The organism is Pseudomonas sp. Irchel s3a12 (assembly GCF_900187485.1).
GTDB lineage: Bacteria > Pseudomonadota > Gammaproteobacteria > Pseudomonadales > Pseudomonadaceae > Aquipseudomonas > Aquipseudomonas neuropathica.
Map to the genome: position 1 here is coordinate 263,467 of NZ_FYDN01000005.1, position 14,683 is coordinate 278,149.

Genomic DNA, 14,683 nt, shown 5'->3' on the forward strand with positions numbered 1-14,683 from the left:
ACGCATTTTCCTGTAGGAGTTGCCGAAGGCTGCAATCTTTCGATCTTCAATACAAATCGACGGGATCGACATCCAGCGACCAGCGCACCGCGCGCCCACTCGGCATCTGCTCCAGCACCAGCAACCAACTGGCCAGCAACCGATGCAGCGGCGCCCGTGCTGTCGCCTGCAACAACAGCTGCGCGCGATAACGTCCGGCGCGGCGTTCCATCGGCGCCGGCACTGGCCCGAGCAATTCGATCCCGCTCAGGTTCTGCTCAGCCAGCAGACGCTCAGCCTCGCTGCACGCTTCATCGAGAAAGCCTTCCGCTTGCCCCGGCTTGTGCGCTTCGGCACGCAGCAGTGCCAGATGCGCAAACGGCGGCAACCCGGCGGCGCGGCGCTCGCTCAAGGCCTGTTCGGCGAAGGCGAAATAGCCCTGTTCGGTGAGTTGCACCAATAAAGGATGGTCAGCGAGGTGTGTCTGGATAATCACCTTGCCCGGCTCTTCCGCTCGCCCGGCACGCCCGGCCACCTGCACGATCAGCTGCGCCATGCGCTCGCTTGCGCGGAAGTCGCCGGAGAACAGGCCTCCGTCAGCATCGAGGATCGACACCAGCGTCACCCTTGGAAAATGGTGCCCCTTGGCCAACATCTGCGTGCCGACCAGAATGCACGGCTGGCCCTTCTGGATCGTCGCGAACAGTTGATTCATTGCGTCCTTGCGCGACGTGCTGTCACGGTCGACGCGCAGCACCGGGTAGTCGGGGAATAGAATCGCCAGCCGTTCTTCGGCACGTTCAGTACCCGCGCCGACCGGGCGCAGATCGACCTTGTTGCACTTTGGGCACTGGCGCGGCGTGCGCTCGACGTAGCCACAGTGATGGCAACGCAGTTCGCCGTAGCGCTGGTGCACAGTCATCCGCGCATCGCAGCGCGAACACTCGGACATCCAGCCGCAGTCATGACACAACAGTGTCGGGGCGAAGCCGCGCCGGTTGAGGAACACCAGCACTTGCTGGCCGTTGGCGAGGGTCTGGCCGATGGCTTGCTGCATCGGCCCGGAAATACCGCTGTCCAGTGGACGGCTTTTCACATCCAGCCGCAGGAAGCGTGGCTGCTTGGCACCGCCAGCACGTTCATTCAGGCGTAGGAGGCCGTAACGGCCGGTGTAGGCGTTGTGCAGGCTTTCCAGCGATGGCGTCGCGGAACCGAGGACGATCGGGATGTTTTCCTGCCGCGCACGTACCAGCGCCAGATCGCGGGCGTGGTAGCGCAAACCTTCCTGCTGTTTATAAGAACCGTCGTGCTCTTCATCGATGATGATCAGCCCGGGGTTTTTCATCGGCGTGAACAGCGCTGAACGGGTGCCGATAATAATGTCGGCCTCGCCATCGCGGGCGGCGAGCCAGGCGTCGAGGCGCTCGCGATCATTGACCGCCGAGTGCAGCAGAGCGATGCGCGCGTTGAAGCGCTGCTCGAAACGCGCCAGGGTCTGCGGGCCGAGGTTGATCTCCGGGATCAGCACCAGCGCCTGTTTGCCGGCTTCGAGGGTTTCGCGGATCAGTTGCAAATAGACTTCGGTCTTGCCGCTGCCGGTGACCCCGGCCAGGAGGAACGCGTGATAACTGTCGAACCCGGCACGGATCGCTTCGTAGGCGGCACGTTGCTCGGCGTTGAGTGGCAACTCCGGTTGTGCCAGCCAGTGTTCGTGACGCGCGCCCGGTGCGTGGCGGCGGATTTCCACCTGCACCAGATTTTTCGCCAGCAGCAGATCAAGGCTGTCCTTGCTCAGCATCAGTTTGCTCAGCAACTGATGGGCGACGCCGTGCGGGTGTTGAGCCAGCGTCGCCAGTGCTTCGCGCTGGCGCGGTGCGCGGGCGATGCGCGGATCATCAAGGCTGGCGCCCGGGACGATCGACCAGAAACGCTCCTGCCGCGCCTCGGCCAGCTCGCCTTGGCGCAGCAGGACTGGCAGCGCCCAGCTCAGGGTGTCGCCGAGGCTGTGCTGATAATACTGCGACGTCCACAGGCACAGCTTGAACAGCGCCGGTGGCAGTGGCGCTGTGGCGTCGAGCAGGGCCAGTGCTGGTTTCAGTTTCTCCACCGGCACTTCGCTGGTGTCCGTGACCTCGACCAGAATCCCGATCATCTCGCGTCGACCGAACGGCACTCGCAGGCGCATGCCCGGCTGCAATTGCTCACGCAGCACACCGGCCGGGGCTCGATAGTCGAACAGGCGGCGCAAGGGTGAAGGCAGGGCGAGGCGCAGAATGGCGTCGGGCACGCGGGGGGATCTCTATAAACGGGCGGTATGGCTCGGCACATAACCTTGTAGGAGTGAGCCTGCTCGCGATAGCGGTCTGTCATTCAACATTTATGTCGTCTGAAATACCGCTCTCGCGAGCAGGCTCACTCCTATAAAGGAATCGCGTATTGGGCCGGGAGCCTAGCAGACGGTCGGTCTCGGTGACAGCTTGCGTGTTTGAAAAGGTCTGGTAGAATCCGCGGCCTAATTACGTGCGGTATTCAACAATAGTGTTGGGTGGCGGCACGCTAGCTGAGGAAGACACCATGAAAGCTGATATCCACCCGAATTACCCAGTCATCGCTGTTACCTGCAGCTGTGGCAACAAGTTCGAAACTCGTTCGACTTTCGGCAAAGCTCTGCCAATCGACGTTTGCAACGAATGCCACCCGTTCTACACCGGTAAGCAGAAGACTCTGGACACTGGCGGCCGCGTTCAGCGCTTCGCAGACCGTTTCGGTGCTTTCGGCAAGAAACCTGCTGCTGCAGAGTAAGGTTGAAGGGCCCGGTGGGCTTTTCCTCGTTGCTGAAAAAGGCGTCCCTCGCGGGCGCCTTTTTTGTGTCTGCGATTTGGCTATCCGGCGCGCAGGCCTTCTGTCCGGCGCCTGCGGGACTGGCCAGCGTCACCGTGCAGCGCGTGGTCGATGGCGACACGCTGCGCCTGAGCGACGGTCGCAGCGTACGCATGATCGGCCTCAACACGCCTGAGCTGGGCAGACAGGGCCGCAGCGACGAACCCTTCGCCGTGGCGGCACGCAAACGCCTGCAAGCGCTGGTCGATGCCAGCGGCGGACGTGTCGGTTTGCGCCCCGGCAAGCAAGCCAAAGACCATTACGGGCGTACGCTCGCGCATATTTACAGCACCAGCGGCGCCAATCTCGAAGCGCAAATGCTCGCCGATGGCCTCGGTTTCCAGGTCGCGGTTGCGCCGAATGTCGATCTTGTTGCCTGCCAGCAAGCCGCCGAACGCAGTGCGCGAAAGGCCGGGCTGGGCCTCTGGCGGCAATCACCTGTACTGAAAGCGGAGCAGATCCAGCGCTCGGGTTTCGCCGTGATCAGTGGGCGTGTGAGCAAGGTTCAGCGCAATCGAGGCGGAATCTGGATCGAGTTGCAGGACTCTCTTGTATTGCGCGTTGCTCCCAATCTGGTCAGACAATTTGACAATGCCCGATTGCAGGCGTTGAAAGGCAAGCAGATCGAGGCTCGCGGCTGGATCGTTGATCGTTCCAGGCGCGGTGGATTGCAATCCGGCCAGTCGCGCTGGCTGCTTCCGTTGACGGATCCTTCAATGTTGCAAACGCCGCGCTGAAGAAAAATTGTAGACATTTTTTCTGTCGATTGTGAACAGTCTAGCCCTTGTGCGCCGTGGCTCTTGGCCCAAAGTAGTAGGGCAGGGCGCTTGACAGGGGTGACCGCTCAGTCTTGTGGGGACTTTGCGAGGCGCGTATCCTCGCTGACCAGTCTGTCCAACAGTAAAAAGCGGAATGCCAAAATGTCTGATCTGAAAACTGCCGCTCTCGAATATCATGCCAATCCTCGTCCAGGGAAGCTGAGTGTCGAGCTCACCAAGGCCACTGCTACCGCTCGCGACTTGTCGCTGGCCTACAGCCCCGGCGTAGCTGAACCAGTGCGTGAGATCGCTCGCGATCCTGAACTGGCCTACAAATACACCGGCAAGGGCAACCTGGTTGCAGTCATTTCCGATGGCACCGCGATTCTCGGTCTGGGCAACCTCGGCCCATTGGCTTCCAAGCCGGTAATGGAAGGTAAAGGCGTACTGTTCAAGCGCTTCGCCGGCATCGACGTTTTCGACATCGAGGTCGACTCCGAAAGCCCGCAAGCCTTCATCGATACCGTAAAACGTATCTCCATCACTTTCGGTGGTATCAACCTGGAAGACATCAAGGCACCCGAGTGCTTTGAGATCGAACGTGCTCTGATTGAGCAGTGCGACATTCCGGTATTCCACGATGACCAGCACGGCACCGCGATCGTGACCGCTGCGGGCATGATCAACGCCCTGGAAATCGCTGGCAAAACCCTGCCAGAAGCGAAAATCGTCTGCCTGGGCGCCGGCGCTGCCGCCATCTCCTGCATGAAACTGCTGGTGAGCATGGGCGCACGCATCGAAAACATCTTCATGGTTGACCGTACCGGTGTGATCCACTCCGGCCGTGACGACCTGAACCAGTACAAAGCGGTATTCGCTCACGCCACCGAGAAGCGCAGCCTGGCTGACGCACTGGCAGGCGCTGATGTGTTCGTCGGTCTGTCCGGTCCGAACCTGCTGAGCGCTGAAGGCCTGCTGTCGATGGCGGCCAACCCGATCGTGTTCGCCTGCTCGAACCCGGATCCGGAAATCTCCCCGGAGCTGGCGCACGCTACCCGTAGCGACGTGATCATGGCTACCGGCCGTTCGGACTACCCGAACCAGGTCAACAACGTGCTGGGCTTCCCGTTCATCTTCCGTGGTGCTCTGGACGTTCGCGCCAAGCGCATCAACGAAGAAATGAAAGTGGCTGCCGCCAACGCCCTGCGTGAACTGGCCAAGCTGCCTGTTCCTCAGGACGTGTGCGATGCCTACGGTGGTGCTCCGCTGGAATTCGGCCGTGAGTACATCATTCCGAAGCCAATGGACAAGCGCCTGATCACCCTGATCTCCGACGCTGTGGCCAAAGCCGCGATCGAGACCGGTGTGGCCACCCTGCCGTATCCGAAGAACTACCCGCTGAAAAGCGTGGATGACGTGTTCAACGGCTAAGCCGTTGTAGCGCTTCAAACGAAAGCCCCGGCTCGTGAGAGTCGGGGTTTTTTATTGCCTGAAGATCAAGAACCCCCTCACCCTAGCCCTCTCCCAGGGGGAGAGGGGACTGATTGGGGGATGTTCGGGAGTTACGCCGACCTGAACGTATTGTTTTGAATCCATAATCGACACAGCTCTCTCAGGTCGATGTAGAGCGCTAGACAACTCGGTCAGTCCCCTCTCCCTCCGGGAGAGGGCTAGGGTGAGGGGCTCTAGATCTTCAGCCATAAAAAAGCCCCGCACATCTCACGAAGGCGGGGCTTTTTGCTACTTCAGGATCAGAACAGATCGATCGGCGCCTGCTCATCCGCTGGCAGCGGGCTGCCCGGTACGGCGCCATTACCCAGCTCATTCACCGACGGCGGCGTGTCTTCAGACTTGAACAGCTCGAAATACGCGCCCGGCGTACTCGGCGTCGCCGCACGGCCACTGACCGGATCCACGCGCAGACTCAGCAAACCTTCCGGCTCAGGCTGCACGTGCGGCGGCTTGTCCTTCAGCGCAGCCGACATGTAGTTCATCCAGATCGGCAGCGCCACAGTACCGCCGAACTCGCGACGACCGAGGCTTTCCGGCTGATCGAAGCCAGTCCAGACCGTGGTCACGTAGTCGGCGTTGTAACCGGAGAACCAGGCATCTTTCGATTCGTTGGTGGTACCGGTTTTGCCGGCGATATCGCTGCGGCCCATGGCCAGCGCGCGACGGCCGGTGCCGAGCTTGATCACGTCCTGCAACATGCTGTTGAGGATGTAAGTGGTGCGGCCATCGACAATTCGCTCAGCCACTGCCGGTGTTTGCGGCACGGCCGCGCTGCCCGGCGCCTCGCCCGCAACCGGTGTGGTGTTGACCGTAAACGAATCGGTGTGCGGTGCGGCGATACCGTCCGTCGCCGAACCGCCCTGAGGCACGGTTGGCGGGTTGGCGAGAAACAGCGTATCGCCATTACGGCTTTCGATCTTGTCGATGATGTACGGGGTGATCTTGTAACCGCCGTTGGCGAACGTACTCCAACCGGTCGCAATCTCCATCGGTGTCAGCGTTGCAGTACCCAGCGCCAGCGACAGGTTGGGCGGCAGATCCTGCTTGTTGAAGCCGAAACGGGTGATGTAGTCGATGGTCTTGCCTACGCCCATCGCCTGCAGCAAGCGGATCGACACCAGGTTACGCGACTTGTACAGCGCCTCACGCAGGCGGATCGGGCCGAGGAAGGTGTTGGTGTCGTTCTTCGGGCGCCAGACCTTGTCCAGATATTCGTCGACAAACACGATCGGCGCGTCGTTGACCAGCGTGGCGGCGGTGTAGCCGCTATCCAGCGCGGCACTGTAGACGAACGGCTTGAAGCTCGAGCCGGGCTGACGCTTGGCCTGCATCGCACGGTTGTAGTTGCTCTGTTCGAAGGCGAAACCGCCGACCAGCGAGCGAATCGCGCCGTTCTGCGGATCCAGCGACACCAGCGCACCTTGCGCCTGGGGGATCTGGCTGAACTTCAGTGAATTGTCTTTCTGACGCTGCACGCGAACCAGATCACCGACCGCCGCGACATCCGACGGCTGGCGCGGATTGGCGCCCATGCTGTTGGTGTTGAGGAACGGTCGTGCCCATTTCATGGTGTCCCAGGCGACGTGCTCTTCGCCGGTACGGGTCAGCACTTGCAGGCCGTTCTTGTCGACCTGGGTGACGATGGCCGGCTCCAGGCTGCTGATGGTGCGCTGCTTGGTAAGTTCACTTGCCCAGGCCTCACGGGTCTTGCCCGGCAGACGCGATTCGGGGCCACGGTAGCCGTGACGCTGGTCGTAGGTCATCAAACCTTCGTGCAGCGCGGTGTTGGCCATTTCCTGCAGGTTGCTCGGCACCGTGGTGGTGACGCGGAAACCTTCGGTGTAAGCGTCGCTGCCATAACGGCCGACCATCTCGGCACGAGCCATTTCAGCGATATACGGTGCATTCACTTCCGGGGTCGGCACGTGATAGCTGGCGTTCAGCGGTTCGTTGATCGCAGCGGTGTAGTCCGCTTCGCTGATCTTGCCAAGCTTGTACATGCGCCCGAGGATCCAGTCGCGGCGTTCTTTGCTGCGCGCCGGGTTGGCTAGCGGGTTGAAACGCGACGGGGCTTTCGGCAGGCCGGCGATCATCGCCATCTGCGCCAGGCTGACATCACGGATCGACTTGCCGTAATACACCTGCGCCGCTGCTTCGATGCCATAGGCGCGGTTGCCCAGATAGATCTTGTTCACGTACAGCTCAAGGATTTCATCCTTGGTCAGCTGTCGCTCGATCTGCAGGGCCAGAAGAATTTCGGTGGTTTTGCGCGAGAAGCTGCGTTCGCTAGTCAGGAAGAAGTTCTTCGCTACCTGCATGGTGATGGTGCTGCCGCCGGACTGAATGTGTCCGCTTTTGACCAGTTGGGTCGCGGCGCGCATCAGGCTGCTCGGATCGACGCCATAGTGGTTGGCGAAATTGTCGTCTTCAGCACTTAGTAACGCATTAATGAAATTGGGGGGAATGTCGGCGAAACGGATCGGTGTGCGGCGCATTTCGCCAAATTCGGCGATCAACTTGTTGTCGCTGGAGTAGACCCGCAGCGGAATCTGCAACTGAATGCTTCGCAGAGCCTCCACAGACGGCAAACCCGGACTAAGGTAAAGAAACGCGCCGCTGAGACCTAAAAGCAGTCCGCAGAAAACGGCGACGATGGACCAACCGAAAAATTTCAGCAGACGAATCAAGGCTTTTGGACATCCAGTGCAAAGAATGAATTTGGCGACGGGGCTCCGGCTACACACAGAACCATCCGCGCTTGCAGTAAAAAGCGGAAAAAAAACGCTGGGCATTATAAGCACTTTTCTGCTGGGGGCGTCATTTGCGCTTCTGTCAAGACGGGGTGAAGGAACGCAATGCGTATTACAGAGTCCGTAACTCACGGAAAGTCATAGGGAATTGGTAGTGCTGGGACTCTTCAATAAAAAGGCCAATACGTTACTGGGGATCGACATCAGTTCCACGTCAGTGAAGCTGCTGGAACTGAGCCGTCAGGGTGATCGCTACCGGGTCGAGGCGTATGCGGTAGAGCCATTGCCAGTCAACGCCGTGGTCGAAAAGAACATCGCCGAACTTGAAGGCGTGGGTCAGGCCCTGAGCCGTTTACTGGTCAAGGCGCGCACCGGGCTCAAGAGCGTGGCAGTCGCAGTGGCCGGTTCTGCCGTGATCACCAAGATCATCGAGATGGACGCCGGGCTGTCCGACGACGAGCTGGAAAACCAGCTGAAGATCGAGGCCGATCAGTACATTCCCTACCCGCTGGACGAAGTCGCCATCGATTTCGAAGTCCAGGGCGTGTCACCGCGCAACCCTGAGCGGGTCAATGTGTTGCTCGCTGCCTGTCGCAAGGAAAACGTCGAAGTTCGTGAAGCGGCGCTGGCCCTCGCCGGGCTGACCGCACGGGTAGTCGACGTCGAAGCCTATGCACTGGAGCGCTCGTTCGGCTTGCTGGCCACGCAACTGGCGGCTTCTCAGGAGCGTCTGACTGTCGCTGTGGTCGACATCGGCGCGACCATGACCACGCTCAGCGTCCTGCACAATGGCAAGATCATCTATACCCGCGAGCAATTGTTCGGCGGCCGGCAACTGACCGAGGAAATCCAGCGCCGCTATGGCCTGACCCTCGAACAAGCGGGGCTGGCGAAAAAACAGGGCGGTCTGCCCGATGATTACATCAGCGAGGTCTTGCAACCGTTTCGCGAGGCGCTGGTGCAGCAAGTGTCGCGCTCGCTGCAGTTCTTCTTCGCCTCCGGGCAATACAACGCGGTCGATCACATTCTGCTGGCCGGCGGCACGGCTTCAGTGCCCGGACTGGATCGGCTGATCGAGCAGCGCCTGAGCACGCCGACTCAAGTAGCCAACCCGTTTGCCAACATGGCCTTGAGCAGCAAGGTCAACGCCGGGGCTTTGGCCAGCGACGCGCCGGCGCTGATGATCGCCTGCGGGCTCGCGCTCAGGAGTTTCGACTGATGGCGCGGATCAACCTCCTACCCTGGCGCGAGGAGCGTCGCGAAGAACGGCGCAAACGCTTTCTGCTGGCCTTGATCGGCGTGGTGGTTGGCTCGGTCGGTGCGGTGCTGATTGCCGATCAGGTCATCAGCACCGCCATTGCACGACAAGTGGCGCGCAATGATTACATCGGCAAGCAGATTGCTGTGGTCGACGAACGGATCAAACAGATCAGCGATCTCAAGGCGCGTCGTCAGCAACTGGTCGAGCGCATGCGCATCATCCAGGACTTGCAGGGCAACCGGCAGATCAGTGGGCGAATCTTCGATCAACTGGCGCGCACGCTGCCGGACGGTGTGTATTTCACCGACGTGAAGATGGTTGGCAAAACCCTGTCGATCAGCGGTGCAGCCGAATCGAACAACCGGGTCTCCGAATTGATGCGCAATCTGGATGCTTCCGACTGGTTCGACGCGCCCAGTCTCAACGAGGTGAAGGCGACGACGGCGGGCCAGGTGGATCAGGCCAACACGTTTGAGTTGACCGTACGGCAGACCCAGCCCCGCACCGTGGAGGACGAGCAATGAAGCCGTCCGAATGGCTGGAAAGTCTGCGCGACATCGATTTCAACGACCTCGATACCAGCAACATCGGCTCATGGCCGGCAGCAGTGAAAGCCATCGCCGGGGCGCTGTTGATGGTGTTGGTCCTGGCGCTCGGTTATAACTTTTTCATCAGTGACCTGGAAAACCAACTCGAAGCCAAGCGCGAGGAAGAAGCCACGCTCAAGGAGCAGTTCGCCAGCAAGGCACGTCTTTCGGCCAACCTTGAGTTGTACACCCAACAAATGAAGGCGATGGAAAACACCTTTGGCGTGCTGTTGCGCCAATTGCCCAGTGACACCGAAGTGCCGGGCCTGCTCGAAGACATCACCCGCACGGGGCTGGGCAGCGGCCTGGAGTTCGAAGAGATCAAACTGCTGCCGGAGGTCACCCAGCAGTTTTACATCGAGCTGCCGATCCAGATCACCGTCACCGGTGCCTATCACGACCTTGCGACCTTCGTCAGTGGCGTGGCCGGGCTGCCACGCATTGTCACCTTGCACGATTTCGAACTCGCTCCTGCCGATAAAGAGGGCGGGCCGAAGCTGCGCATGAGCATCCTTGCCAAGACCTACCGGTATAACGATAAGGGGCTGCAGAAATGAGCCCGACTCGTTACATCGCTTTGTCGATGACGCTGCTCGCGTTGAACGGTTGTGGTGGCAGCAATGACTTCAGCGATCTTGATGCCTACTTGAATGAAGTACGCCTGCGCCCGGCAGGCAAGATTGAACCAACCCCGACATTCCGGTCTTACCCAACATTCACTTACAGCGCGGCCAACCTGCGCAGTCCGTTCTCGCGCCAGGTGCGGGTTGATCTGGCCGGGCAGAAACATGGCTCACGCAACGTCAAGCCCGATCCCAATCGGGTCAAGCAATACCTCGAAGGTTTCAACATCGAGCAGTTCGAGATGGTCGGCACGATTGCCAATGCTTCCGGCTCCTTTGCGTTGCTGCGCGGCGCTGGCGGCGTGCATCGGTTGAAGGTCGGCGATTACCTGGGGCGCAATGACGGTCGCATCGTCGCCATCAGCGCTACCCAGGTCGATGTCGTCGAAATCGTGCCCGACGGCGAAGGCGCCTGGCTGGAGCGTCCGCGCACCATTCCTTTGAAAGAGCACTCATAGTGGAAGTCGAACAATGAACAGGATTTTCTCCACCCTCGGTTTTTCGCTATGGATAGCGCTGATGTCACCGATGGTACTCGCGGCCAATCTGAAGACGCTCGACGTGGCGGCGTTGCCGGGTGATCGCGTCGAGCTGAAGTTGTCGTTCGACGGCCCGCCGCCACAACCCAAGGGCTACACCACCGAATCGCCGGCGCGGATTGCCCTGGACCTGCCCGGTGTCGCCAGTCAGTTGGCCAGCAAGAACCTCGATCTGGGCAGTGGCAATGCGCGCACCGCCACTGTGGTTGAGGCCAAGGAGCGTACGCGGCTGATTGTCAGCCTGACGCAATTGGCGCCTTACACCACGCGGGTCGAAGGCAATAACCTGTTCGTGGTGGTCGGTCAGGGCGCACCAGCAGCTGCGTCGCGCCCTGCAGCCGTTGCGCCCCGCACTACGGCTAAAGCGGCCGCACCCGCCAAGGCATTTGTGCCGAAAAGCCGGACGATTCGCGGTGTGGACTTCCAGCGTGGTACGGCGGGGGAAGGCAATGTGGTTATCGACCTGTCCGATCCGACCATCGCCCCGGATATCCAGGAACATGACGGCAAGATCATCCTCAGCTTCGCGCGCACGCAGTTGCCGGACAAGTTGCGGGTACGCCTCGACGTCAAGGATTTCGCCACCCCGGTGCAGTTCGTCAATGCCGGAGTAACCGCTGATCGGACAGTTATTACGGTTGAACCCAGTGGCACCTACGAGTACTCCACCTTCCAGACTGACAACAAACTGACCGTCAGCATCCGCCCGATGACCGTCGATGACCTGCAAAAACGCAACGCTGACCGTCAGGCGTACGTCGGCGAAAAGCTCTCGCTGAACTTCCAGGACATTGATGTGCGCTCGGTGCTGCAACTGATCGCCGACTTCACCAACCTCAATTTGGTTGCCAGCGACACGGTGCAGGGTGGCATCACCTTGCGTCTGCAAAATGTGCCGTGGGATCAGGCCCTGGATCTGGTGTTGAAAACCAAAGGCCTGGATAAGCGCAAGATCGGCAATGTGCTGCTGGTGGCGCCGGCCGATGAAATCGCTGCCCGCGAGCGTCAGGAACTGGAGTCGCAGAAGCAGATCGCCGAACTGGCGCCGTTGCGCCGCGAGCTGCTACAGGTGAACTACGCTAAAGCCGCGGACATCGCCAAGCTGTTCCAGTCGGTGACCAGTGCCGAGGCGAAAATCGATGAGCGCGGTTCGATTACCGTTGATGAGCGCACCAACAACATCATTGCCTACCAGACTCAGGATCGCCTCGACGAACTGCGGCGGATCGTGGCGCAACTGGATATTCCGGTGCGTCAGGTGATGATCGAAGCACGGATTGTCGAGGCCAACGTCGATTACGACAAAAGTCTGGGCGTGCGCTGGGGCGGCTCGATCCAGAACAAGGGCAACTGGAACGCTTCCGGGGTCAACGGTTCATCGACCACCATTGGTACGCCGGGCAGTACCAGCACCAATTCGCCGTTCGTCGACATGGGCACTGTGGGTAATACATCGGGGATCGGCATTGCCTTCATTACCGACAACGTCCTGCTTGATCTTGAGCTGACTGCCATGGAGAAGACCGGCAACGGCGAAATCGTCTCGCAGCCGAAGGTTGTCACCTCCGACAAGGAAACCGCAAAAATCCTCAAAGGCACCGAGATTCCGTATCAGGAAGCCAGCTCCAGCGGCGCGACGTCGGTGTCGTTCAAGGAGGCCTCGCTGTCGCTGGAAGTCACCCCGCAGATCACCCCGGACAACCGCATCATCATGGAGGTCAAGGTCACCAAGGACGAACCGGATTACCTGAACAAAGTGCAGGATGTGCCGCCGATCAAGAAAAACGAGGTCAACGCCAAGGTACTAGTCAATGACGGCGAAACCATCGTGATTGGCGGTGTTTTCTCAAATACTCAAAGCAAGGTCGTAGATAAGGTGCCATTTCTTGGCGATGTGCCGTATCTTGGCCGCCTTTTCCGGCGTGATGTGGTATCGGAGAAAAAATCCGAGCTGCTGGTATTTCTCACACCACGTATCATGAATAACCAGGCGATTGCTGTGAGTCGTTGATTCTGTGCGAAATTTGATTCTTGTAGGACCGATGGGTGCTGGCAAAAGCACCATCGGCCGGTTACTGGCCAAAGAGCTGCGCCTGCCGTTCAAAGATTCCGACAAGGAAATTGAATTGCGCACGGGCGCCAATATCCCGTGGATCTTCGACAAGGAAGGCGAACCCGGCTTTCGTGACCGTGAGCAGGCGATGATCGCCGAGCTGTGCGCGTTCGATGGCGTGGTGTTGGCGACCGGCGGTGGCGCAGTCATGCGCGATGCCAATCGCAAGGCCCTGCATGAGGGTGGGCGAGTGGTGTATCTGCACGCCTCTGTGGAGCAGCAGGTCGGCCGCACGTCGCGCGATCGCAACCGGCCGTTGCTGCGTACTGCCAATCCGGAAAAAACCCTGCGTGACCTGCTGGCGATCCGCGATCCGCTTTATCGGGAAATTGCCGATCTGGTGGTGGAAACCGACGAGCGGCCGCCACGTATGGTGGTGCTCGACATTCTCGATCGTCTGGCGCAGCTTCCTCCCCGTTAAAGCAGCGCTCGAAATGCGCTATCCTCGGCGTCCTGTCACAGTCCGCCGAGGTTGTGGCGGATGGCGTGCAAGCGGCGTCATACCCGCTATAGGCCGCAGATAACCAATAATTCAGGGCAGGACGCCTGCTTCCATCTTCACTGTGGGGACACATGCAGACACTCAAGGTCGATCTAGGCGAGCGCAGCTACCCGATTCATATTGGCGAAGGTTTGTTGGATCAGCCCGAGCTGCTGGCTCCGCATATCCATGGGCGGCAGGTGGCAATCATCTCCAACGAGACCGTTGCGCCGCTCTATCTTGAACGTCTGACCCGCAGCCTGGCGCAGTTCTCGGTGATCTCCGTGGTGTTGCCGGACGGCGAAGCCTTCAAGAACTGGGAAACCCTGCAATTGATCTTCGACGGTCTGCTGACTGCCCGTCATGACCGCCGTACCACCGTGATCGCTCTTGGCGGCGGTGTGATCGGTGACATGGCCGGTTTTGCCGCTGCCTGTTACCAGCGCGGCGTCGACTTCATCCAAATTCCGACGACATTGCTGTCCCAGGTCGATTCTTCGGTGGGCGGCAAGACCGGTATCAACCATCCACTAGGCAAGAACATGGTTGGCGCGTTCTACCAGCCGAACGTGGTGCTGATCGATACGGCGTCCCTGAAAACCCTGCCAGAGCGCGAGCTGTCTGCCGGTCTGGCCGAAGTCATCAAGTACGGGCTGATCTGCGACGAGCCGTTCCTGACCTGGCTCGAAGAAAACGTCGATGCCCTGCGCGCGCTGGACCAGAAAGCCCTGACTTACGCGATCGAGCGCTCTTGCGCGGCCAAGGCTGCGGTGGTTGGCGCCGATGAGAAAGAAACCGGCGTACGTGCCACGCTCAACCTCGGCCACACTTTCGGCCACGCCATCGAAACCCACATGGGCTATGGTGTCTGGTTGCACGGGGAAGCGGTCGCGGCTGGCACCGTGATGGCGCTGGAGATGTCCGCGCGTCTGGGCTGGATCAGTGACGAGGAGCGTGATCGCGGTATTCGTCTGTTCCAGCGCGCCGGCTTGCCAGTGGTGCCGCCGACTGAAATGACCGAAGCCGATTTTCTTCAACACATGGCAATCGACAAAAAAGTGATCGACGGTCGTCTGCGCCTGGTGCTGCTGCGCCGGATGGGCGAAGCGGTAGTGACCGACGATTATCCGAAAGAGGTTCTACAGGCCACGCTGGGAGCGGATTACCGCGCCCTGGCTCAGCTTAAAGGTTGAAAAGATT

General features: G+C 60.1%; 12 protein-coding genes. 10 read left to right on the forward strand and 2 right to left on the reverse strand.

What is annotated here, in order from left to right; translation table 11 throughout:
- Window positions 1-46 precede the first annotated feature (46 nt).
- Window positions 47-2,266, reverse strand: a complete 2,220-nt coding sequence (locus CKW14_RS11070) for a primosomal protein N' (protein ID WP_095047203.1) — start codon at window positions 2,264-2,266, stop codon at window positions 47-49.
- Between the two features lie 287 nt (window positions 2,267-2,553).
- Between CKW14_RS11070 and rpmE the strand changes: the two genes are divergently transcribed.
- From rpmE to CKW14_RS11085, 3 genes are all read left to right on the forward strand, one after another.
- Window positions 2,554-2,781 carry a 50S ribosomal protein L31 gene (gene rpmE / locus CKW14_RS11075; RefSeq protein ID WP_016984589.1) on the forward strand — a complete coding sequence of 76 codons (228 nt, stop codon included), beginning with the start codon at window positions 2,554-2,556 and terminating at the stop codon, window positions 2,779-2,781.
- A gap of 14 nt (window positions 2,782-2,795) precedes the next feature.
- The gene (locus CKW14_RS11080) at window positions 2,796-3,596 is read left to right on the forward strand and encodes a thermonuclease family protein (RefSeq protein WP_095047411.1); all 801 of its coding nucleotides are present in this window, start codon (window positions 2,796-2,798) and stop codon (window positions 3,594-3,596) included.
- Window positions 3,597-3,779: 183 nt separating this feature from the next.
- A complete protein-coding gene (locus tag CKW14_RS11085; RefSeq protein WP_090280412.1) occupies window positions 3,780-5,048 on the forward strand; it encodes a malic enzyme-like NAD(P)-binding protein in 1,269 nt (422 codons plus the stop codon).
- A gap of 320 nt (window positions 5,049-5,368) precedes the next feature.
- Here the strand turns inward: CKW14_RS11085 and CKW14_RS11090 are convergent, their stop codons facing one another.
- Window positions 5,369-7,816, reverse strand: coding sequence for a penicillin-binding protein 1A (locus tag CKW14_RS11090; protein ID WP_095047204.1), 2,448 nt, complete (start codon window positions 7,814-7,816; stop codon window positions 5,369-5,371).
- A 217-nt stretch (window positions 7,817-8,033) separates the two neighbouring features.
- Here CKW14_RS11090 and CKW14_RS11095 point away from each other — a divergent pair, with 217 nt between their 5' ends.
- The 7 genes from CKW14_RS11095 to aroB all read left to right on the forward strand — a co-directional run bounded on the left by CKW14_RS11095 (window position 8,034) and on the right by aroB (window position 14,676).
- Entirely contained in the window at window positions 8,034-9,098 is a 1,065-nt protein-coding gene (locus CKW14_RS11095; protein ID WP_093430076.1) for a pilus assembly protein PilM, read from the forward strand.
- Window positions 9,098-9,664 carry a PilN domain-containing protein gene (locus tag CKW14_RS11100; protein WP_095047205.1) on the forward strand — a complete coding sequence of 189 codons (567 nt, stop codon included), beginning with the start codon at window positions 9,098-9,100 and terminating at the stop codon, window positions 9,662-9,664. Before CKW14_RS11095 ends, CKW14_RS11100 begins: the two co-directional genes overlap by 1 nt.
- The gene (pilO, locus tag CKW14_RS11105; protein ID WP_095047206.1) at window positions 9,661-10,284 is read left to right on the forward strand and encodes a type 4a pilus biogenesis protein PilO; all 624 of its coding nucleotides are present in this window, start codon (window positions 9,661-9,663) and stop codon (window positions 10,282-10,284) included. The genes CKW14_RS11100 and pilO overlap by 4 nt, the downstream gene beginning before the upstream one ends.
- A complete protein-coding gene (locus tag CKW14_RS11110; RefSeq protein ID WP_095047207.1) occupies window positions 10,281-10,808 on the forward strand; it encodes a pilus assembly protein PilP in 528 nt (175 codons plus the stop codon). Before pilO ends, CKW14_RS11110 begins: the two co-directional genes overlap by 4 nt.
- A gap of 13 nt (window positions 10,809-10,821) precedes the next feature.
- Complete coding sequence (gene pilQ, locus CKW14_RS11115; protein ID WP_095125307.1) at window positions 10,822-12,900, forward strand: type IV pilus secretin PilQ family protein; 2,079 nt, start codon at window positions 10,822-10,824, stop codon at window positions 12,898-12,900.
- Window positions 12,901-12,904: 4 nt separating this feature from the next.
- Window positions 12,905-13,423 carry a shikimate kinase AroK gene (gene aroK / locus CKW14_RS11120; protein ID WP_011332081.1) on the forward strand — a complete coding sequence of 173 codons (519 nt, stop codon included), beginning with the start codon at window positions 12,905-12,907 and terminating at the stop codon, window positions 13,421-13,423.
- Window positions 13,424-13,575: 152 nt separating this feature from the next.
- Window positions 13,576-14,676: a 3-dehydroquinate synthase gene (gene aroB, locus CKW14_RS11125; RefSeq protein WP_093430081.1), complete on the forward strand. Its 1,101-nt coding sequence runs from the start codon at window positions 13,576-13,578 to the stop codon at window positions 14,674-14,676.
- Window positions 14,677-14,683 lie beyond the last annotated feature (7 nt).

What these genes read in the sequence shown, in the direction of transcription:
- rpmE (WP_016984589.1), top strand. Translation starts at nt 2,554, where the DNA reads ATGAAAGCTGATATCCACCCGAATTACCCAGTCATCGCTGTTACCTGC.
- CKW14_RS11085 (WP_090280412.1), top strand. Translation starts at nt 3,780, where the DNA reads ATGTCTGATCTGAAAACTGCCGCTCTCGAATATCATGCCAATCCTCGT.
- CKW14_RS11100 (WP_095047205.1), top strand. Translation starts at nt 9,098, where the DNA reads ATGGCGCGGATCAACCTCCTACCCTGGCGCGAGGAGCGTCGCGAAGAA.
- pilO (WP_095047206.1), top strand. Translation starts at nt 9,661, where the DNA reads ATGAAGCCGTCCGAATGGCTGGAAAGTCTGCGCGACATCGATTTCAAC.
- CKW14_RS11110 (WP_095047207.1), top strand. Translation starts at nt 10,281, where the DNA reads ATGAGCCCGACTCGTTACATCGCTTTGTCGATGACGCTGCTCGCGTTG.
- pilQ (WP_095125307.1), top strand. Translation starts at nt 10,822, where the DNA reads ATGAACAGGATTTTCTCCACCCTCGGTTTTTCGCTATGGATAGCGCTG.
- aroB (WP_093430081.1), top strand. Translation starts at nt 13,576, where the DNA reads ATGCAGACACTCAAGGTCGATCTAGGCGAGCGCAGCTACCCGATTCAT.